At 26.4% G+C, this 22,276-nt stretch carries 19 protein-coding genes and 1 other RNA gene; 14 read left to right on the plus strand and 6 right to left on the minus strand.

Annotated features, from left to right (window positions below; translation table 11 throughout):
* The first annotated feature begins 13 nt into the window (after positions 1–13).
* Together Q1J78_RS03050 and Q1J78_RS03055 are read left to right on the plus strand one after the other, a co-directional pair.
* The gene (locus Q1J78_RS03050) at positions 14–346 is read left to right on the plus strand and encodes a metal-sensitive transcriptional regulator (RefSeq protein ID WP_300278130.1); all 333 of its coding nucleotides are present in this window, start codon (positions 14–16) and stop codon (positions 344–346) included.
* A gap of 104 nt (positions 347–450) precedes the next feature.
* Entirely contained in the window at positions 451–792 is a 342-nt protein-coding gene (locus Q1J78_RS03055) for a SoxR reducing system RseC family protein (protein ID WP_498043805.1), read from the plus strand.
* Between the two features lie 75 nt (positions 793–867).
* Here the strand turns inward: Q1J78_RS03055 and Q1J78_RS03060 are convergent, their stop codons facing one another.
* From Q1J78_RS03060 to srtB, 3 genes are read right to left on the minus strand one after another with little or no spacing between them, the layout of a single operon-like run.
* Positions 868–1,527 carry a threonine/serine exporter family protein gene (locus Q1J78_RS03060; protein WP_300278133.1) on the minus strand — a complete coding sequence of 220 codons (660 nt, stop codon included), beginning with the start codon at positions 1,525–1,527 and terminating at the stop codon, positions 868–870.
* Positions 1,527–2,345: a threonine/serine exporter family protein gene (locus Q1J78_RS03065; RefSeq protein WP_300278136.1), complete on the minus strand. Its 819-nt coding sequence runs from the start codon at positions 2,343–2,345 to the stop codon at positions 1,527–1,529. The genes Q1J78_RS03060 and Q1J78_RS03065 overlap by 1 nt, the downstream gene beginning before the upstream one ends.
* 11 nt (positions 2,346–2,356) lie before the next feature.
* Positions 2,357–3,076, minus strand: a complete 720-nt coding sequence (gene srtB / locus Q1J78_RS03070; protein WP_300278139.1) for a class B sortase — start codon at positions 3,074–3,076, stop codon at positions 2,357–2,359.
* A gap of 220 nt (positions 3,077–3,296) precedes the next feature.
* Here srtB and rnpB point away from each other — a divergent pair.
* The 4 genes from rnpB to Q1J78_RS03090 all read left to right on the plus strand — a co-directional run bounded on the left by rnpB (position 3,297) and on the right by Q1J78_RS03090 (position 8,817).
* An RNA gene (gene rnpB, locus Q1J78_RS03075) (RNase P RNA component class A) lies at positions 3,297–3,636 on the plus strand.
* A gap of 232 nt (positions 3,637–3,868) precedes the next feature.
* Complete coding sequence (locus tag Q1J78_RS03080) at positions 3,869–6,418, plus strand: SPOR domain-containing protein (RefSeq protein WP_300278141.1); 2,550 nt, start codon at positions 3,869–3,871, stop codon at positions 6,416–6,418.
* 85 nt (positions 6,419–6,503) lie between these two features.
* Positions 6,504–8,501 (plus strand): hypothetical protein, encoded by a 1,998-nt coding sequence (locus Q1J78_RS03085; RefSeq protein WP_300278144.1) that lies wholly within the window; start codon positions 6,504–6,506, stop codon positions 8,499–8,501.
* The gene (locus tag Q1J78_RS03090) at positions 8,494–8,817 is read left to right on the plus strand and encodes a hypothetical protein (RefSeq protein ID WP_300278147.1); all 324 of its coding nucleotides are present in this window, start codon (positions 8,494–8,496) and stop codon (positions 8,815–8,817) included. Before Q1J78_RS03085 ends, Q1J78_RS03090 begins: the two co-directional genes overlap by 8 nt.
* An 87-nt stretch (positions 8,818–8,904) precedes the next feature.
* Here the strand turns inward: Q1J78_RS03090 and Q1J78_RS03095 are convergent, their stop codons facing one another.
* Both Q1J78_RS03095 and Q1J78_RS03100 read right to left on the minus strand, forming a co-directional pair.
* Entirely contained in the window at positions 8,905–9,984 is a 1,080-nt protein-coding gene (locus Q1J78_RS03095) for a pyridoxal phosphate-dependent aminotransferase (RefSeq protein WP_300278150.1), read from the minus strand.
* A 23-nt stretch (positions 9,985–10,007) separates the two neighbouring features.
* A complete protein-coding gene (locus tag Q1J78_RS03100) occupies positions 10,008–10,265 on the minus strand; it encodes a hypothetical protein (RefSeq protein ID WP_300278153.1) in 258 nt (85 codons plus the stop codon).
* Positions 10,266–10,495: 230 nt separating this feature from the next.
* Here Q1J78_RS03100 and hpt point away from each other — a divergent pair, with 230 nt between their 5' ends.
* From hpt to Q1J78_RS03115, 3 genes are all read left to right on the plus strand, one after another.
* A complete protein-coding gene (hpt, locus tag Q1J78_RS03105) occupies positions 10,496–11,026 on the plus strand; it encodes a hypoxanthine phosphoribosyltransferase (RefSeq protein ID WP_300278156.1) in 531 nt (176 codons plus the stop codon).
* Between the two features lie 209 nt (positions 11,027–11,235).
* Complete coding sequence (locus Q1J78_RS03110) at positions 11,236–12,018, plus strand: phosphatase PAP2 family protein (RefSeq protein ID WP_300278159.1); 783 nt, start codon at positions 11,236–11,238, stop codon at positions 12,016–12,018.
* A gap of 19 nt (positions 12,019–12,037) precedes the next feature.
* Complete coding sequence (locus Q1J78_RS03115; RefSeq protein WP_300278162.1) at positions 12,038–13,264, plus strand: BaiN/RdsA family NAD(P)/FAD-dependent oxidoreductase; 1,227 nt, start codon at positions 12,038–12,040, stop codon at positions 13,262–13,264.
* A gap of 58 nt (positions 13,265–13,322) precedes the next feature.
* On the opposite strand, the gene Q1J78_RS03120 is transcribed toward Q1J78_RS03115, so the two are convergent.
* Positions 13,323–13,790 carry a hypothetical protein gene (locus Q1J78_RS03120; RefSeq protein ID WP_300278165.1) on the minus strand — a complete coding sequence of 156 codons (468 nt, stop codon included), beginning with the start codon at positions 13,788–13,790 and terminating at the stop codon, positions 13,323–13,325.
* Positions 13,791–14,095: 305 nt separating this feature from the next.
* Between Q1J78_RS03120 and Q1J78_RS03125 the strand changes: the two genes are divergently transcribed.
* The 5 genes from Q1J78_RS03125 to nifJ all read left to right on the plus strand — a co-directional run bounded on the left by Q1J78_RS03125 (position 14,096) and on the right by nifJ (position 22,217).
* Entirely contained in the window at positions 14,096–15,859 is a 1,764-nt protein-coding gene (locus Q1J78_RS03125) for a SpoIIE family protein phosphatase (RefSeq protein WP_300278168.1), read from the plus strand.
* 16 nt (positions 15,860–15,875) lie between these two features.
* On the plus strand, positions 15,876–16,466 hold the full coding sequence (locus Q1J78_RS03130) for a flavodoxin family protein (protein ID WP_300278171.1): 591 nt from the start codon (positions 15,876–15,878) through the stop codon (positions 16,464–16,466).
* A gap of 44 nt (positions 16,467–16,510) precedes the next feature.
* Complete coding sequence (gene aroB, locus Q1J78_RS03135) at positions 16,511–17,608, plus strand: 3-dehydroquinate synthase (protein WP_300278175.1); 1,098 nt, start codon at positions 16,511–16,513, stop codon at positions 17,606–17,608.
* Between the two features lie 208 nt (positions 17,609–17,816).
* A complete protein-coding gene (pduL, locus tag Q1J78_RS03140) occupies positions 17,817–18,383 on the plus strand; it encodes a phosphate propanoyltransferase (RefSeq protein ID WP_300278178.1) in 567 nt (188 codons plus the stop codon).
* A 294-nt stretch (positions 18,384–18,677) separates the two neighbouring features.
* Positions 18,678–22,217 (plus strand): pyruvate:ferredoxin (flavodoxin) oxidoreductase, encoded by a 3,540-nt coding sequence (nifJ, locus tag Q1J78_RS03145; RefSeq protein WP_300278181.1) that lies wholly within the window; start codon positions 18,678–18,680, stop codon positions 22,215–22,217.
* Positions 22,218–22,276 lie beyond the last annotated feature (59 nt).

The raw sequence follows: 22,276 nt of genomic DNA on the forward strand, positions 1-22,276 counted from the left end.
ATGAGGGATCTTCATGGAAAAAAATAAATGTACTTGTTGCTGTAATGAAGATAATGAAGAAAGAAAATTATCTGATAGAAATAATAAGAAAGATCTTATAAAAAGATTAAATAGAATAGAAGGACAAGTAAAGGGAATACAAAAAATGATTGATGATGACAGGTATTGTATAGATATATTAGTCCAAATTTCAGCGGCAAAAGCTGCGATTGATAAAGTTGGAAAGATAATACTTGAAAATCATATAAAAGGTTGTGTTACTGAAAGTATAAAACATGAAAGTGAAGATGAGTCTGATAGACTTATTGAAGAACTAATGAAAAATATTTATAAATTTATGAAGTAGGAGGAAAAATGAATCAGGACGGATATATAGTAGAGATAATAGATGAAAATACTGCTATTCTTAGAATGATGAGAATGTCTGCTTGAGCAAAGTGTAATAAATGCGTGACGGTTTCGTCAGAATCAGAAGAAATACTAGTAGAAGTAGATAACTCTATTGGTGCTAAGGTAGGAGATCATGTTATGGTTAGTATGGAACATATGAATATATTAAAAGCAACTTTTTTAGTATATGTAATACCGATGATTTTACTTATAGTTGGTATAGTAGGTTCTTATTATATTCTTGATAGCATAGGATTTAATGGAGCTAAAGAGGTAGTTGCTGCTATCATAGGTATAATACTTATGGCTCTTTCTTATATATATTTAAAAATAAATGATAATAAGTTTAGAGAAAGTAGAGAATATGTTCCAGTAGTTACTAAAATATTATTCGATTTATAATAGATTATAAAAAATTTTAATATTAAAATAAAAAAATCCATTTGATTGAATATCAAATGGATTTTTTATTATAAATTAATATTGATTATTATCATTTTCTTTATCATCATCTTCATTAAGGTGAAGTTCAAATTCTGCTGTATGTTCTGTAACTAAATTACTAAAATCTTTTTCTTTAACTTTTATATTTTTACTTAATTTCTTTTTGGAAATTTTCTTTTTACTATTTGGATCATACTCTATATTAAATTCACGCTTTTTAAGAATAGGTCTCAAATTGGCTAATAAATCGCCTTTAAACCTATATATATTTACAGTTCTAACTAAGGCAGAAATAACAAGTACACCAAAAGCAATTGAACAACTAAGTAAAAAAGCAGTAGCACCTTTTGTAGCAGCAGTCATATAGTCTTCTTGTATTATAGCTAACATAGTATTATAAAGACCTATACCAGGTATAAGAGGCAATATACCAGAAATTACAAATAAAATTGCAGGTTGATATAATTTCCTAGCCAAAATTTCACTCATAATAGATACACAAGCTGCAGCAATAAAACCAGATAAAGATGTATTATTAGTAAGTTCCATTACAAGTAGATATATTATCCACCCAATACCACCAACAACAGCTGATGGAAATAAAAGTTTAAGAGGAACATTAAAAAATACAGCAAAACCAGCAGTTGCTATAGCAGCAAATAAAAAGTGAGCTAATAGAGATAAATCTCCCATTATAAAACACCTCCTAATTTAAACCATAAATCCAACACAACTCCAACTCCAGAAGCTATAGATAATAAAATCATAAAAGCTTCAAAAACTCTAGATATACCAGAAATAAGATTTCCAGAAATAAGATCTCTTATAGATTTTATAACAGCAACCCCTGGAAGAAGTGGCATAATTGAACCAACAATAAGCATAGTAGGAGTATTTATTATATTCATTTCAGTAAGTATAACTCCAAGTATAGTTATAGTAAATGAAGAAACTACACATGAAAAAGCAGATATAGAACTTATTTTCATAATTTGATCATAAATTATATCTCCAATTATAGCGACGATAAAAGTAAATATAAAGTTAATAATCTGATTTCCACCAAGTAGACATGCAAAACAAGCTGAAGCAAGGCCAGTACATGAATAGAAAAACCATAATGGATAAGATTTTGTTTTATCAATCTCATATAACTCAGCAATAGATTTATCTATATCTGGATTTTTTACAGAACAAAACTCTCTAGAAAAATTATTTAGCATAGAGATTTTATTCAAGTTAATTCCTCTTCTATCGATAGTCTTCATAAAACAAAAACCATCAAATTTTTCATCAGAAATTATTACAACAGTAGGAGTTGTAAATACATTTGCATGATAAAATCCTTGAGATCTACATATTCTTAGAACGCTATCTTCAACTCTAGATGTTTCAGCACCATTTTTTATCATAAGCTCTCCTACAAAAAGAGCAATTTTTAGAATATTTTTCTTATATTCTTTTTCTTCTGCTTCACTAGAAAATCTTGAATCTGTTGTAGTAGTATCCATATTTTACCTCCTTATTTAATAGGTTTTTTTTTAATTAATTTTGCTTGCAATACTGTTCTAGCATCATTAAATTCATAACTACAAGTTGAAAGTGTAAGTATTTTATCATTTAAGGTTAAATTTGAATTGTTATCCCAAAATGTAGAATGTTTCTTAACTATATTAATATAATCATTAAAATCATTTTCTCCATTAAAACCAACTCTAACATAATCAAAAGAAGGTTCTGCAACAAAGATAGAAAAAGGTTTGTATATATACTCATAATCACCTCTATAAATATGAATTAAGGAATTTTTATTCCAAAAACTCTTTTCTTTAAATAATTCTAAGTTATTAAACATAGTCTTATTTTTCATATTATGTCCATATATTACAGTACTTTTATCTTCTTCAAAATTATTTCTATAATCCATAAATAAAGTACCGGATTTTGAATCTTCTCCTAAAAAGTCTCTAAATAGATAATAGTCATTATTACCATAAGATACAACTGGATAATTTATATTTGTATTTTCTACAAAAAGCCATAATCTATAATCAGGATTTATATTTTTTAAATCTGATTCTATAAACCCATCTTCTGCTTCAGGACTATAATTTTCCCGTATCTCTGTATATGTATCACTCGCTTTTTTATAGTCTAATAAAGTGGATATTATTTTATAAGCACTTACGAACATAACAACAAGTAATATTAGTGATATAAGATTTTTTAAAAAATTTTTCATAATTTAAAAATTTGATAGATAAAATATGTATTTTTAACTAACAAATATAACCCTTTCTAAAATATTATATACATATAATTATAACGGCTATTTGAAATATTAACTATATAAAAATAGAATTAATTCAACTGAAAATTATATAAAAATAGAATTGATATTTTTATAATTTTTTTTGACATAGATAATTCTATATGTTAAAATAGTTTAGTCAATTTAATATTGAGTAAGCCAGATAATCGCGGGCAACTGAGAAGTTGCGTGAGGAAAGTCGGAGCTCCACAGAGCAGGGTGCTAGGTAACGCCTAGTGAGAGTGATCTTAAGGATAGTGCAACAGAAATAAACCGCCAGAAATGGTAAGGATGGAACGGCGAGGTAAGAGCTCACCAGCGGCTAGGTGACTAGTCGGCTATGTAAACCCCACCTGGAGCAAGACCAAAATAGGGCTAAAAGAGTATTGCTCGTACTCTCCGGTTGGTAGGTCGCTTGAGCTTATTGGTGACAATAAGCCTAGAAAGATGATTATCTAATACAGAACTCCGCTTATAGACTTGCTCATTATCGTTTTGATTTTAAGGACGTTAGCATTAATGCTAGCGTTTTTTATTTTATATATTTTTATAAGAATTAAAATTTTATAAAAAAATAAAGAATAATGAAAATAAATTAAAAAAATGATATTATTATAAGTGGAATAATAGCTTATAAATGATATAATATAGAAGTATATTAAAGAGTACAATTATATAAAGTAAGTATTAGTATATAAAATTGTTTTGTAGGGAGTGAATAGATTGAATAGTATTATAAAAGGAACTGTTTTGAATGTTACCCAAAGATTTTTAAAACAGGAAAGTAAAACGAATAAAAAACTAGATAATATACTTAATAAAAAATTTGAAAAAGTAGAACTTAATGAAAATAAATATATAGATTTATTAAAATATAATGTTTTATTTTATAAAACATTATCTAGAAATACAGAACCTATAGTATCAAAATGGATTTTAGAAAAATATATTCCAGACATAGATGAATTAGAAAGTGATTTAGAACTTATAAACGCAAAATGTAGAAAGTATATAAACATAGCAAAAAGAGATGGAATAGATAAACTAAAAGATGCAGATGTACAGAGTTTTAATTATTACGATAAAATGGATAACTCTGAAAAAATAAAAAGACTTCAAAAAGATTATAAAGTTTTAAATATATATATGGAAGTCTTAACAATGACTTTAAGAGAACTTAGTCTTAGAAAAGAAGATAGTGTAGAAATATTTTTAATGAATCCATCAGACGCTAGAATGGAATTAAAAAGAGAGATAATATTAATTGTAAACAGAATATTATCTGGTGGAAATAATAAAAAAGAAGAACTAGAAGAAGATGAATTAGAAAATACAGAAGAAGTTAATGAAAACAATATAATAGACGTTGAATTTGCAAAAAGAATAAAATTCATTTCAAATGCAGAAATAAATGATAATGTAGAGCAAGAATATAAAAGAATTTTAAAATTAGAAAACTTAGAAAAAGAAGATGCTTTTGGTTTTGGTGGAAGAGTAATATATGAATTTGCAGCAGCAACAGTTTTAATTGAATTCTTAAAAAGTAGATCTTTAATAGAAGGAGCGATGAGACTTACTGTATCTGGTGAATTTGGAGAAGAAAATTTCAGTGAATTTATAGCAAAAGTTATAAAAGAAAAGAAATTTATAGAAATAGAAACTTGGAAAGAAGCTTGTAAATATTTTAGAAAAAATAAAGATTGTTTAGAAGCGACTACACCAGCAACTTCAAGAAGGACATTACCTGTTGATATAGATATAGAAGAATATATTTATATGCTTGAAAATGCTGATAAAACAGAGCCATTTAGAAATAGAATGACTAGAAAAATAGAGCCATCTATAATAATACCAGCAGTTAAAATAAAAGAAGTAGAAAAAGTAGAAGAAAATATATCAACAGAAGAAAACTTAGATAATTTAGATAATAATATAGAAACAAATAATTCTGATAATGTAGAAATTAATGAATCAAATGATATTAATACTGATGAAAATGTTGAAGAAAACTACGAAATTCACAAAGATTTAGAAAAAAGAAGAAAAGCAATTGAGAATATTGAAAGAAAAGAATTAGAAGAAGAAAGACAAGAAAGAATAAAACAAGAAGAGATTAATAAAGAAAATGATCCTGTAGAAAGAGCAAAAAAAGCAGTAAATGAGATAAAAAGAGAAATAGAAATTGAGGAAGAAACTACAGAAGAAGATAAATTAGATAGTGATAACAAAAAATACAATGAAGAAATTATATCTGCAAAAGAAGACGAAGAAGAAAATGATAAAGAGGTCAATGAAGAAGAAAATGATTTAAATGAAATATCAAAAATTGCAGGTATTGAAAAAATTAATGATGAAGAAATAGAAGAAGATGAAGAGGAAGAATCTAAAAAAGGTGGTATTTTCTCAATATTTAAAAGAAAAAATAAATATGATGAAAATGCAGATGAAGATATAGACGAAAAAAGTGATTACGAAGAAGATGAATATTATACAGATGAAGAAGCTGTAGAAAATAGTAATATTGTAGAAACAGAAGAAGAAATAATTGAATATGTAGATGACGATTATGAGGGTGATGATGTAGAAATAGAAGAAGAAGTAGTAATTGTACCAAATAAAGATGATAAAAAATCTAGAAAAAAATTAGATTTTATAATTGCTATACTTATAATAGCGGTAGTAGCTACAGGTTATTTCTTAACAATAAATAGGAAAAAACAGCAGGAAGAAGCTAAACAAGAACAAATAAAAGCAGAACAGCAGATAGAAGAGCAAAAACAAAAAGAAGAACAAAGAAAAAAAGAAGAAGCTGAAAAAATAGCAGCAGAAGAAGCTAAAAGAGCAGAAGAAATTGAAAAAGCTAAAACAGGTGGAGAATACTATAGAGTTTATGCTGGATCATTAAAAGATAAAGAAAATGCTGAAAATCTAATTGAAAAGCTTGATAAAAAAGGATTAAAAGGTGAGATTATAACTATAGGAAGTTATTACAAAGTATTTGTAGGTGGAGATACAGGAGTTTATTCAGAAGCTAAAAAAGAATTATCAACACTTAAATCAAAAGGATTTAGTGGTTATATAGAAAAATATGATAGATATTGTGATTTAAAAATAGAAGATTTTAGATTAAAAGCAAAATCTATGAATAAAGAAGAAACAGAACAAGCATACAATACTTTGAAAGAAGAATTACAATCTAGAAAGAATTTCAATGATTATTCAAAAATAATGGATAAAACTTATGAAGAAATAATGTCTAGTAAAACAGAATAAGTTTATTGTTTATTATTGCTGTCTAAAAGATTAGGCAGCAATAATTTTAAAAACAACTTAAAATTTTAAGATTGGAGTGTTTCTAGTGTTAAAACTTGGAGAAAAAATAATATATGAATTATCTGATGGATTTAGTTTAGAAGGAATAAATAAATATTCACCAGCTAAAAAAAAGTTATTTATAACTAATTTAGGAAATGTAATTATAGGTAATGAAGAAGATGTTTTATCAGATACTGGAACAAGATATGTTTATAGTTATTCAGATTATAAGATAAAGTTATCAGCATCATTAGAAAATGAAGAGATAGTTATATATGATGAAAATGTTCCTTTTGATGTTATAACTGGTAAAAACTCTAGAGAGTCTGTTGGAAATTTAAAAATAAAAATGAATATAAAAGATTATTCACTAATATGTAAAAATCAAAGAGATTTTATTTTTGAAATAAATGATAGTAAAAGTTTCTTTGTATTAGATGAAGATAGAGTTTTTATGGGGGGAATAAATAAAGACCATGAAAAATTTGTATTCATAAGTGGTAAAAATAGATTTGAAATATATTATGATGATATAGAAAGATTTTTAATAGAAGGAAATCAGATTTCGTTTAAAGGATATTTTCATATAGAAAGAGAATCTATAATAGCAAGAAGTGTTCAAATATTTTCAAATAACATAAAAAGAATGTTGCCAGCTGATTTTGAAGAAATGATATCTTCAAATAAAAAAATAGGTAATTTACCGAATGATAGTGATATAGTATTTAGTAGAATTTCTGGAAATATAGATGGCTTCGATTATAACAATTCAAATATGTTATTAGTTAGATACGATGAAAATTTAATAATAATAAACAAAAAAACTAAGAAAAAAATAATATCAACAAAGTTTGAGAATTGTAGCAGAATAAATGTTGGAAATGAAAATATAATTTTCGATGGAAAAAACATATTCAAACTGTATCTAAGTGAAAAAAATAAAAAAATTGTAGATATAGATTCTATTCCTAAAGTTCAAAAAAATGACATTGGCTTTACGAAAAAAGGTAATCCATTATTTATAAGAAATAAAAATGGAATTTTAAAACTTATGAAGTCAGAAGAAAAAGAAATAATGTCTATTGATGATAAAGATATAGTAGATATAATTACAATAAAAGAAAATAATGAAGAAAAAATAAATAAAGATTATTTTGCAACAGATATAAGATTTAAAAATGAGTATGTAAGAATTTATTTAAAAACAAAAACAATTGAAAAATTATTAAGAGATGTATTTTTAGATTCAAAAAAAGAAAAACTATCAGAAGCTGATAATAAAGAACTTTATAAAAATTGGTCTAAATCTATGAATGATATGATATTATATAATTTCTTTGCTGATTTATATAATACAAGGAAGTTTGTTAGAGAATCTCTAGAAAAAGAAAATACAACTGATGAAGTAAGAATAAATTTAGTAAATATGTTATATGAAGAAGTTCAAAATAAAAAAGAAGAGATAGATACGCTAAGTGTATATATGCCTTCTGTTATAGAAAAAAGTGGAGAAAAATTCTTTGATAAAGAAAATATAAAAGTAGATAGAAGTATATATAGAGATTTTGGAGAAATATTTGCAGATACTGCATATATGCTAAAAGATGGGTTAAATGATATTGAAATTATTTTAAGTAATTTAGACTTTGTATTATCACCTTCAGATAGAAGAAGACATGTTTATAGAATGTTAAAAGAGAATGAAAGTGATAAATTAAATCTATTTATGGATAAAATATTAAAAAAATTAAATCATATAATAGATAATATGTATCCTTACTACATAAGAGAAATGAATGAGCGATTATATATTGTATTTTATAAATTAGGATTAGAATATAATAAGATTAAATCAGAAAATTTAAAAGAAAGTTTATTTGAAGAGATAACAGAGATGTATGCTTTTGGGCAACTTATGTATTCAGAAGAAGACGATATAAGAAGAAAAGATGTTATTGATAATCTTTATAAGACTTCTGAAAATGATATAAGAGGAATTAATTCTAATAAATTCTTTACTGGAGGTGGACGATTTGAGTAAAAATGTTTGGGAAGGTAAATATAGATTTTTAGAATTAGGAAGTGATGAGGATATATCTTATTATCATGAAATATCTTTAGATGATAAAATGATGGAAAATCCAATATATGAAGAAGGTAGTTTATCTGATGTTATAGATGAAAATGAATCTAGTATATTAAATGATTTTGCTTCAGGAATAGAGATAAATGATATAGATGATGAAGCTAGTATAGATAATCAATATCTTGAATTTAGTACAGATTTAGAAGATTTTGATGAAGACTTTGATTTAAATATAGATGAAGATATAGAAAGTTTATTAAAAGATATATAATAATTTAAAAATATCAAATAAAAAAGCAGAAGAGATTTCTTCTGCTTTTTTGTATGATTTTATAAATTGTAAAATGAAATATATTTTTTATTTTTCAAATATATTTTTTAGTTCATTAATTAAAAGTAAATTTTCTTCTGGTTTCAAAATGCATACTCTAAAGAAAAATTCATCAAGTCCATCAAAAGATTTACAATCTCTAATTATTATTTTTTTAGGAATTAATTTATCTCGAAGTTCTTTTGCAGTCATACTTTTATCGACTATTTCACAAAGTATAAAATTACTAGAAGTTCTGTAAACTTTTAAACGAGATAAAGTGTTTAATTCATTTTCTAAAAAATCTCTTTCTTTTGACATATGAGAAGATGTATTTTTTATAAATTCATCATCAATAAACATAATTTCACCCATTCTAGATGCAAATATATTTATATTCCATAAATCTAATTTTTTAGATATATTTTCTTTAATCATTTCATTAGAAATAAGTCCATATCCTAGTCTTATTCCAGGTGTAGAGAAGAATTTAGATGTACCTCTTATAACAAATAAATTATCAAATTCATCAACAAGAGGAGTAGATGAATATTTATTTGTATCAGTAAATTCAACATAAGTTTCATCTATCATTACATAGGAATCGCAGATAGATAAAATTTCTCTTATTTGATCTTTTGAAAAAGAAAATCCAGTAGGATTACAAGGATTACAAATGATAACTAACTCATAGCCGCCATCTCTAGCTGTATTTGCTAAATCAATAGGATCTATTTTAAAATCATTTTCTTTTTTTGAATAATATTTTTTTATTTGACATCCTATTTTATTTAACTCTTTTTCATATTCAGAATAAGCTGGAGAAACTAAAATTGCTTTTTTAGGATTCACAGTATCTATGAAAGAAGATATTAATTCAGTAGCCCCACTTCCTAAAATTATATTATCATTTTTACAATTACAATATTTTGATATAGAATTTTTTAAGTCTATATATTCTGGATCAGGATACATAGATACCATATCTATATTGTTAATAACATATTCTTTTGCTTTTTTAGAAGAACCAAATGGATTTATATTAGAGCTAAAATCCATAAAATCTTCTTTAGAAAAACCATATTTAGCAGAAAGTTCGTATAAATTTGCACCATGATTTACACTCATTTTCATACCTCCAAAATTTAAATTTATTCATCGAAATTTATTATAAATTCTTCATTTTCACTATTTATTTTCAAAACAGAAAGATTAAAATTATCATCAAAAATAGAAACATTATAAGTAAAAACATCACCACTATCTTTTTTAGAAATTAAAAGATATGTTCCATTTTCTTTATCTTCAATCTCATCACAAATATCATTGTAAACTTCTTCTCCAGAAAAAGTACCTTTGTAACCAGACGACAGGATTTTTTCTTCTATAGCTTTATATAATTCTTCCATATTATATTTCCTCCTATATATTTTAATAGACATATAAAATTTATTATAATTAATATAACAAAAAATATAATAAAAATCAAAAATCAAGTGTAAAATATTACAAAAATTAAATAATGTTTAAAAAAATACTGATTTAGAGTATAATAATAGTATCTAAAAAATATAATAATTGTAAATGTTGTAAAGATTTATTAATTTTATAAAACCAAATAACTGGTTAGGAGGAATTTATGTATAAGATAACTGGAAAAATGTTCACAGAAGAACAGATTAGAGAAAAAGTAAAAGAAATGGGTAAAAAAATTGAAAATGATTATAAAGGAGAAGAACTCCTAGTAGTTGGAATATTAAAAGGGGCAAATGTATTTACTTGTGACCTTATAAGACAGATAGACCTAGATGTAAAAATAGACTTTATGAATGTTTCAAGTTATGGAGAAGGAACAGAGTCATCTGGAACTGTTAGAATTTTAAAAGATTTAGATACTGATATAAGAAATAGAAATGTTTTAATAGTTGAAGATATAATAGATTCAGGAAGAACTCTTAGTAACTTAGTGAAAGAGTTAAAAATAAGAGAACCAAAAAGTTTAAAATTATGTACACTTTTAGATAAACCTAGTAGAAGAGTTGTAGATGTAGATGTAGAATATGTTGGTTTTGAAATAGAAGATAAATTTATAGTTGGTTATGGTATAGACTATGCAGAAAAATATAGAAATCTTCCATATATTGGTATAGTTGAAGATGTAGAAGAATAAATACTAAAATATTAAAATTTTTTAAGAGTAAAGGCATGCTTTTTAAGTATGCCTTTATAATATACAAAAGAAAGGTAATATGTATGAATAATATAAAATATTTTGAAAATATTCAGCTTCCAATTCTTTTATTTTTTCAGAGTATAAGAAATCCAATCTTAAATTTTATTTTTTTATTTTTCACGATAAGTACAGAAGCACCCATTGTAGTGATTATTACTTCAATAATCTACTGGTGTATAGACAAAAGAGCAGGACAAAGAATGTTATATTCTCTTACAGGAAATATTGCATTAAATGGAGCTATTAAAGATTATTTTAAGATTGAAAGACCAATAGGAAAATATGGACTTAAATCTATGAGAGTGGAAACTGCAACTGGATATTCTTTTCCAAGTGGACACACACAAACAGCAACAACATTTTGGACGTCAATAGTTATTTTATTTAAGAAAAAATGGCTAAAAATATTAGCAGTTCTAATGGTGACAGGTGCAGGATTATCAAGACTATATCTAGCAGTTCATTGGCCACTTGATGTTATATTAGGATTTATATTGGGGATATTATTTACTATATTTTTAATAAAAATTTTAGATAGAGCTGAAATAAGTGGAAAGTATACAGAAATGTTTTTGTTATTAATACCATTTGCAATAATGGCTATTATTTTGAAAAGTAATGAATATGTAAAATTTTTTGCTCTCATTTTTGGATTTACAGTTGGATATTTTTTAGAAAAAGAATATATTTCATTTGATACAATAAATATAAAAAATTTGAATAAAAAAGAGATTATTATAAAAAGTAGTATTAGATTTATTGTTGGAATATTAAGTTTAGCATTAGTTTATATAGTACCTAAATTTATACTATATAATATTTATCTAAAAAACAATATAAGTATGATTATTGATTTTTGTAGATATTCATTTGTAGTTATATGGGGAGTTGCAGGAGCACCATATGTTTTTAAAAAATTAAATATATAAAGAAAGGGTAGCTTAATTTATGAAAAAAGTTGTAATAATAGGTGCTGGTCCAGCAGGTATGACAGCGGCTTATTCAGCATCACAAAAAGGTTTAGATGTGATTTTAATTGAAAAAAATGAAAGAGTTGGTAGAAAACTTTTAATAACGGGAAAAGGAAGATGTAATATAACAAACAATTGTGAAATTGAAGAATTAATAGCCAATGTAAATACAAATTCTAAATTTTTGTATAGTGCATTTTATACATTTACAAATGATGCAGTTATGGATATGTTTGAGAGTTTAGGAGTTAAACTAAAAACAGAAAGGGGAAATAGAGTATTTCCTGAAAGTGATAGAGCTATAGATGTAGTAGATGCAATGGCTAAGTTAATAAAGAGAAAAAACATAAAATTGATTACAGGAAAAAGTGTTAAAGATATAAAAGAAAAAAATAAAAAAATAGAATCGGTAATTTTAGATAATGGCAAAGAGATAAAAACAGATGCTGTTATAATTGCAACTGGAGGAGCGAGTTATAAAAGAACAGGATCTACAGGCGATGGATATAAGCTTTCTGAAAAACTTGGACATAAAATAACTCCAATTAAACCATCTCTTATAGGATTAGAAATAAATGAGGAATTTGTATATAAATTAAAAGGACTTAGTTTAAGAAATGTTTCTATAGTTGTATATGGGAATAAAAATAAAAAAATATATGATGATTTTGGTGAAATGGAATTTACAGACTATGGAATCGATGGCCCGATTATAAAATCAGCAAGTTGTATTATGAAAGATTTATCAAAAGAAAATTATAAAATAATCTTAGATTTAAAACCAGCTTTAGATTATGAAAAATTAGATAAAAGAATACAAAGAGATTTTAAAAAGTTCATAAATAATAAATTTGAAAATTCTTTATCAGAATTACTTCCTAGTAAGATGATACCAGTAGTGATAGAAAAATCTGGGATAGATAGAAAAACTCCAGTAAATTCTATAACAAAAGAAGAAAGAAAAAATTTAGTTCACACAATTAAAAATATAGAGATGAATGTTAAAAGATATAGACCTATAGAAGAAGCTATAGTTACATCTGGAGGTGTGAAAACATCAGAAATAAATTCCAGTACAATGGAATCTAAACTAGTAGAGGGCCTTTATTTTGCAGGCGAAGTTATAGATGTAGATGCATATACAGGAGGATTTAATTTGCAAATAGCATTTTCTACAGGATATTTAGCAGGAATGTCAATATAAAGTTAATACAAAAATGGAGTATACAATCCTAAAAAGAATTTGTTTACTCCATTTTTTATTAATGTTCTTTATAAACATAGTTGTAAATATTTTCATTACCTAAATCTATATTTCCAGTAGTAATATATTTTGATATATTATCGATATCATTAATAGTAAGATACTGAGAAGGTATAGATAGAACATATCCAGTATCGCTAAGTAAATGTTTTAATTTTAATACTTTAGACATATCAGGTTTTTCACTTATTTTTTTATGGTATTTATTTTTACTTTTAATAAGGTTATCATTCTGAATACAGATTAGCTTGTCTACATATCTATGGTAAGAATTGATAAAATCACGTTCTTCTAATATTTCATCTGGTAAAATTTGATGAATAGAATTATCACACAAAATATTATGAACAAACTTGTCAGATGTAAGCTTACCAGAAATGATTCCCTTTTGATACTTTCTTAAAACCTTTTTTGTAATAGTATAGATTTTGCACCTAGTTTCTAAATTAAGTTCCTCTACTAGCATTGCAATCACATCCTTTCATAATAATTCTAAGTTAAATTTTCAGAAAAATCAAGCATTTACTAAAACAAAAAGAATAAACAAAAAAGGATTTAAGAAATATAAAATTTAATCATGTAAAATAAAGATAAATATTATTTATAGTTTAAAAAATTTTAGTAATGATATTTTTTATTAGAGATGGATAAGAGAATATGCTAAAATAGATATTAACTTAGAAGTTCAAAAATATATAATATATATTGAAAAGGGGGTGTATATTGCTATAATTATCAAAATTATAGTAATAAGATATGACTTATAAATATATGAAAAGAATGAAAAATTTAGTAGAGATTTCTAAATTAGTGACACAATCACAAGATTTTTTTAGTATCAAAGATATAATAATAAGTAAAATGTTGGAAGTTGTCCATCCCGCTAAAGCTTGTGTAAATATATTTTATAATGAAGATTTTAATTATGCATATCTGGTATGTTCAAACACTTTAGATTATATTCCAAAAGTTTTTGAAGGAACTGACAGACCAGAAGGAGCTAAAATAGATTTTAATTTATATCCAGATTATATTAGAGAAGCTATACAAGAGAAAAAGGTTGTATATGTAAAAGATGTTTTCTTTGATGAATCTGCAGAAAAAGAAAGAGAAGTTGCAAAAAATGAAGGATATTCAGGTAGAGCGGTATTTCCATTTGTTATAGAGGAAAAAGTTGTTGGATTTATGACTACATTTATAGAAAAAGGTGAATTTATAAGTGATGAAGATATGAATTTTATCGCATCAGTAGCCTCATTAATGGCACTTTCAATAGAAATAACAAGAAAAAATGAATCTGTAAATAAATTAGTGAGCAAATTAAGACAAGGAATGGCATCTATAAATGATGCAACTAGAAAATTATACGCTGATAAAGATATAGATACTTATTTGAAGGATCTAACAAAACAAGCAGCCGAAATAACAGATAGTGAAGAAGCTATAATTATATTAAATAAAAACAAAAAACATGAAAGAATAGTAAATTGTTACAATAAAAATGAAAGTAGAAGAAGTAATTTATTTTTGATGTTAGATAAAATATCAGGGACACCAAAAAATGGTGATTTTGCTAATAATGTAAATGAAGTTCTTGAAAATGGATCACAAATAAATAGTTATATATATCATAGATTGATGAATGAAGACAGTACTTTAGGGTATATAATATGTGCAAATGCAAAAAAATATACGAAAGATGATTTTAGCATATTATCAATAATGTCGAATCAAATAACTGTTGGAACACAGATTTATGAATACAATCAAAATGAAGTAAAGCATAGAGTTTTACAAAATGAGTTAGCGGTCCTAAATAAACAGCAAAAACTTATGATGAATGATGCTAATATTATATGCAATAGGAAAAGTCAACTTTATTGTTATCATAAATCAGCAAAAGTTGTAGGTGGAGATTTCTATGATGCGTTGAGAGTAGATGATGAAAGAGTTGTATACATAGTAGCTGATGTAATGGGGCATGGTATAGTTTCAAATTATATGGTTGCTTTAATAAAAGGAGCATTTAAAGTGCTTTGTAGACAATTTACAAAACCGTCAGATATAATGAATAATTTAAATAGTATGCTATTTGAAGAATTTGATAAAATGGAAGTTTTTGCAACTTGTATTGTTGGAAGTTTAAATACAGTACATAATACACTTACAATTTCTAATGCAGGACATTATAGTCCGATAATAATAAAAAAAGATGGAAGTGTCGAAAGAGAAAAAAAATGTATGAAAGGAATACCAATAGGAGTTATAGAAGATCGGAATTACAAAGATAATGTTATTTACACTGAAAATTACCCTATGATATGTATGTTTACAGATGGTATTTTAGAAATTAAAAACAAAAACAAAGAAGAATTTGGTCAAGAAAGATTTGAAAAAATACTTTGTAATACTTATAAGTATAGTCGGAAATCTATAGTACAAAGAATGAAAGAAGAATTTTATATTTTTTCAGGAAAAAAAGATTATGCAGATGATATAATGATGGTTATGTTAAAAGATAATATTTCAGAATAAAATAGTGGGGAATAAAATGGAAGAAGAAATACTAATAATAAATGCAAGCCCTAGAAAAAATAAAAATTGTTTTAATATAGTTAAAGATATTATTAATATATTTAATATAGAAAAAATAAAATATAGGGTTTTAAATATATATGAAATGGATATAAACTATTGTGATGATTGTGGTTTTTGTCAAAGAAAAAAAGGGTGTAGAATAAAGGATGATATGTCAGAATTATATGATGCTTTTGATAAATCAAAAGGAAGTATTGTAGTCAGTCCAATTTATTTTAATTCTATTCCGGCAAAAATGAAAACATTAATAGATAGGACACAAGCAATTTATTCTAGTAAGTTCATATTAAAAGATTCTATAATAGATAGAAATAAAAAGAGAGCTAGTATGTATATAGCTGTTGGAGGATCAGATGAATATGAAGATCAGTTTGCAGGTGGAGATATAGTAATGGACTTTTTCTTTAAAAGTATCAATGCTAGGAGTATAAAGAATATAAGAATATCAAATACAGATGAAAAATCTTACTTACAGAGTAAAGAATATCAAAATAATATAAAAGAAAATACAATTGACTATATAAATAATATAAAAAATTTATAATGATTATAAAATTGAATTTATCTAAATACTAGGAGGTTGAATTCATGAATATAATTACAACTGGAAATGATTTGTGTAAAATATTAATTTCAGATGAATATGAAGAGCTATCTAATATTTTATATGAAATAATAGATAGAGATAAAAAATATGATAAAGCAGTTATTATAACTGATGAAGTAGTAGATAAAAATCTTTATAAAGACTTGTCAAATAATATATTTGATAAAGTAGATAAAGATAAATTTATAAAAATATGTATTAAAAGTGGAGAAAATTTTAAAAATATAGATACATATAATGAAATTATAGAAAAACTTATTAATTATGAAGTAAGTAGAAATTCACTTATTATAGCCTTTGGAGGAGGTGTAATAGGTGATATAGCTGGATTTGTAGCATCAACATATATGAGAGGCTTAGATTATATACAAGTTCCAACAACAATATTATCACAAGTAGATTCATCAATTGGTGGTAAAAATGGGTTAGATGTGGGTATATATAAAAATATGATAGGTACAATAAAACAACCATTATTTACATATATAAACATAAATACTTTAAAAACTTTACCAAAAGAAGAAATAAATAGTGGTTTTGGAGAAGTTATAAAGTATTCAGCGATTATGGACGATGATGGATTGTTTGCAGACTTTTTATATAAAAATGCTGAAGATATAAAAAAAATAGAAAATAAAAAAATTATTGAAACTATACTAAAATGTGCTAAATTTAAGTCTGGAATTGTAAAAGCTGATGAAAAAGATTTGGGATTGAGGAAAATCTTAAATTTTGGTCATACTTTTGGTCATGCTATAGAAAGAGAATACGGTCTAAAACATGGTGAATCAGTAGCATATGGTATGAAAATATCTTTTGATATAGCACTTAGTAAAAATTATATTAATAAAAATTATTATAATAAATTTTTAAAATTACTTGAGGTATATGATTTTCATTTTGAGTTGAAAAAAATAAATATAGAAAGAGTTATTGAAGTTATGAAAAAAGATAAAAAGAATAGTTTTAATGAAATTTCTATTATTTTACCTGATGCAGATTCATGTGTAGGAATATTTAAAATGAAAGCAGAAATGCTGGAAAAAGCGATGAAATCATGTGATTTTACTAAAATATAATGTAAAAAATATATATCTTAATATACATCTTTAGGATAGTATAAAAATAATATTTTATATAAGTATAAAAAAATAAATTAGAAAAATACGTTATCTTATTATTATTTAAATAGTAATTATTTGATTTTGATAATAATATTTTGTATAATGTATGTGAAGTAATTATAGTTAAATAAATTTAACATAGAAAATTGTTAGGAGTGAGAATATGAAATTACCAATAGCATTATCAAACAAACACATACACTTATCACAGGAACATATAGATGTTCTATTTGGGAAAGGACATGAATTAGTAAAACTAAAAGATCTTTCTCAACCAGGACAGTATGCTTGTGAAGAAAAAGTAGATTTAGTTGGAGCAAAAGGAAAATTAACTGTTAGAGTTTTAGGTCCAGCTAGACCAGAAACACAGGTAGAAGTTTCTTTAGCAGACTGTTTCCCTTTAGGTGTTAAAGCTCCAATAAGAGAATCAGGAGATATAGAAGGTACTCCAGGTGTAAAACTTGTTGGACCAGCAGGTGAAGTTGAATTAGAAAAAGGTGTTATAGTAGCATCTAGACATATACACATGAGCAATGAAGATGCAAAAGCATTTGGTGTAAAAGATAAAGATATAGTAAAAGTTAGAACAGAAGGACCAAGAGGTTTAGTATTTGAGAATGTATTAGTTAGAGCTAAAGACAGTTTTAAACTAGAAATGCATGTTGATATGGAAGAAGGAAATGCAGCTGGTGTTAAAAATGGAGATTTAGTAGAATTAATAGCAGAATAATATTATTTATATAACATACTAAATAAATAACAAATATAAAAAATAAAACAAAAATAGAGTTATATAGCATACTAAATAGGTAAAAAATTTTGAAATATGATGAACATTGTATATGATATGAAATATTCTGAAAAAAAGTTGGATTTTCAAAAAAAATGTAGTATGATATATAACGGAAGAAAAATTATAAGTTTTTTATACTCTAAATAACATAGAGATTTATAAGTATAAATAAAAATGAACTTGCCTTTAGATAGACAAGCTAATTAAACTATCAAGGAGGATATTTTAACCATGGCAAAATTTATGAAAACTGTTGATGGTAATACAGCTGCTGCACATGTTGCTTATGCATTTACAGATGTAGCTGCTATATACCCAATAACACCATCATCAACAATGGCTGAATTAGTTGATGAATGGGCTTCTCAAGGAAGAAAAAATATATTCGGACAGAAAGTTAATGTAGTAGAAATGCAGTCAGAAGCTGGTGCAGCTGGTGCATTCCACGGTTCTTTACAGGCTGGTGCATTAACATCTACATTCACAGCATCTCAGGGATTATTACTAATGATACCTAATATGTATAAAGTAGCAGGGGAATTACTTCCAGGTGTATTCCACGTTTCTGCAAGAGCTATAGCATCTCAGGCTTTATCAATATTCGGTGATCATCAGGACGTTATGGCTGCTAGACAGACTGGATGTTGCTTATTAGCATCAGGTTCAGTTCAGGAAGTAGCTGATATAGCTTCAGTAGCACATTTAGCTGCAATAGAAGGAAGCTTACCATTTATTCACTTCTTCGATGGATTCAGAACATCTCACGAAATACAGAAAGTTGAATTAATGGATAATGAAGAATATGCATCATTATTAAACTTCGATGCAGTTCAGAAATTCAGAGAAAAAGCTTTATCTCCTAACCACCCAGTTACAAGAGGTACAGCTCAGAACCCTGATATATACTTCCAGACAAGAGAAGTATCAAACACTTACTACAATGATATGGTAGGTATAGTTGAAAAATACATGCATAAAGTAAGTGAATTAACAGGAAGAAAACATGACCTATTTGATTACTATGGAGCAGAAGATGCTAAATATGTAGTAGTTGCTATGGGTTCTGTTACAGAAGCATTAGAAGAAACTATAGATAGATTAAACGCTGAAGGTGGAAAATACGGATGTGTTAAAGTACACTTATATAGACCTTTCTCTCAGGAACATTTCTTAAAAGCAATGCCTTCTACAGTAGAAAGAATATGTGTATTAGATAGAACTAAAGAACCAGGTGCTAATGGAGATCCTCTATACTTAGATATAAGAGATATATACTATGGAAAAGAAAATGCTCCTCTAATAGTAGGTGGAAGATACGGATTAGGATCTAAAGATACTACTCCAGCTCAGTTAAAAGCAGTTTATGACAACTTAACTTCTGAATGTCCAAAAAATCAGTTCACAATAGGTATAGTAGATGATGTTACTAATACTTCATTACCAGAAGCTGAAGAATTTAAAATAGCATCAAAAGGAACTGTAAGATGTAAATTCTGGGGACTTGGATCAGATGGTACTGTTGGTGCAAATAAACAGGCTATAAAAATAATAGGTGACCATACTAATAAATATGCTCAGGCTTACTTTGATTATGATTCTAAAAAATCTGGTGGTATAACTATGTCTCACTTAAGATTTGGTGATACTCCAATAAGATCAACTTATTTAATAGATGAAGCTGACTATATAGCATGTCATAACCAGTCTTATGTATATCAGTATGATTTACTAAAAGGTCTTAAAAAAGGTGGTACATTTGTACTAAATACTATATGGGATCAAGAAGGTATAGAAGAAAACTTACCAGCAGAAATGAAACAGTATATAGCTAAAAATGATATACAGTTCTATACAGTTAATGCTGTTAAATTAGGTAAAGAAATAGGTTTAGGAAGTAGAATAAACATGATAATGCAGTCTGCTTTCTTTAAACTAGCAGAAATAATACCTCTAGATGAAGCTGTTGAATACTTAAAAGAATCAATAGTTAAATCTTATGGTAAAAAAGGTCAGAAAATACTAGACATGAACTTTAAAGCTGTTGAAGCAGGTATAAATGCTTTAGTTAAAGTTGAAGTTCCAGAATCTTGGAAAACAGCTGAAGATGCTCCAAAAGAAGAAGTTTGTGAACCAGCATTTATAAAAGATATATTAAGACCTATGACTGCACAGAAAGGTAATGATTTACCAGTAAGTGCATTTACAGAAATACCAGATGGTACATTCCCTTGTGGTACTGCAGCTTATGAAAAACGTGGTATAGCAATAGATGTTCCAGAATGGAAATTAGAAAACTGTATACAGTGTAACCAGTGTTCATTTGTATGTCCACACGCTTGTATAAGACCAGTTTTAGTTACTGAAGAAGAATTACAGAATGCTCCAGAAGGATTCAAAGCTAAAAAAGCTATAGGTAAAGGATTCGATGGATTACAATACAGAATGCAGGTATCTCCACTTGACTGTACAGGTTGTGGAAACTGTGCTGATGTTTGTCCAGCACCTAATAAAGCATTAGAAATGATGCCTTTAGATACTCAGAAAGATTTACAGAAAGAAAACTGGGAATTTGCAGTAGATACTAAAAAAGTTGCTCCAAAAGGCGACATAATGAATGTAAATACAGTAAAAGGATCTCAGTTCAGACAGCCATTAATAGAATTCTCTGGTGCTTGTGCTGGATGTGGAGAAACTCCATACATAAAAATTATAACTCAGTTATTTGGAGATAGAATGCAGATAGCAAATGCTACAGGATGTTCTTCTATATGGGGAGGTTCAGCTCCTTCAACTCCATATACTTGCAACCATGAAGGTAAAGGTCCATCTTGGGCAAACTCTTTATTCGAAGATAATGCTGAATATGGATTTGGTATGTTCGTAGCTGTAAAACAGATGAGAGAAAAATTAACTGAAGATATAAAATTATTAGCTGAAAAAGCTCATGATGAAAATTCTAAATCAGTTCTTAATAATTGGTTAGAAACTAAAGAAGATGGTGTTGCAAATAAAGAAGCTTCTGCAAAAGTAGCTGAATTAATAAATGCATTACCAGAATCTTGTATGAATGATTCAGAAGTAGCTTCAGCTGTTAAAAATATAAAAGATAGAGAAGATTACTTAGCTAAGAGATCTCAGTGGATACTTGGTGGAGATGGTTGGGCATATGATATCGGATATGGTGGATTAGACCATGTTCTAGCTCAAGGTGAAGATGTTAATGTATTAGTATTCGATACAGAAGTTTACTCTAATACAGGTGGACAGGCTTCTAAAGCAACTCCAGTAGCAGCAATGGCTAAATTCGCAGCTTCAGGTAAGAGATCTAAGAAAAAAGACCTTGGTATGATGGCTATGTCTTATGGAAATGTTTATGTAGCTCAAGTTGCTATAGGTGCTGATAAAAATCAGTTCATGAAAGCTATAACAGAAGCAGAAGCTCATCATGGTCCATCTCTAATAATATGCTATGCTCCATGTATAAACCATGGTTTAAGAGAAGGTATGGGAAGAAGTATAGCTAATGAAAAACAGGCTGTTGATTGTGGATACTGGCATTTATACAGATTCAACCCAGAATTAAAAGATGCAGGTAAAAATCCATTCTCATTAGATTCTAAAGAACCAACAGAAAGCTTTAGAGATTTCTTAATGAAACAGACTAGATATGCAGCTATAGCAAAACAGTTCCCAAATGAAGCAGAAGAACTATTCAATATGGCTGAAGAAAATGCAAAAGAAAGATACGAATCATACAAAAGATTAGTATAATTATTATTAAATATATAAGTAAGATGCTACAAGAAAATTCTTGTAGCATCTTTTTTTAT

Source organism: Peptacetobacter sp. (genome assembly GCF_029264495.1).
In the GTDB taxonomy this organism is placed as follows: Bacteria; Bacillota; Clostridia; order Peptostreptococcales; family Peptostreptococcaceae; genus Peptacetobacter.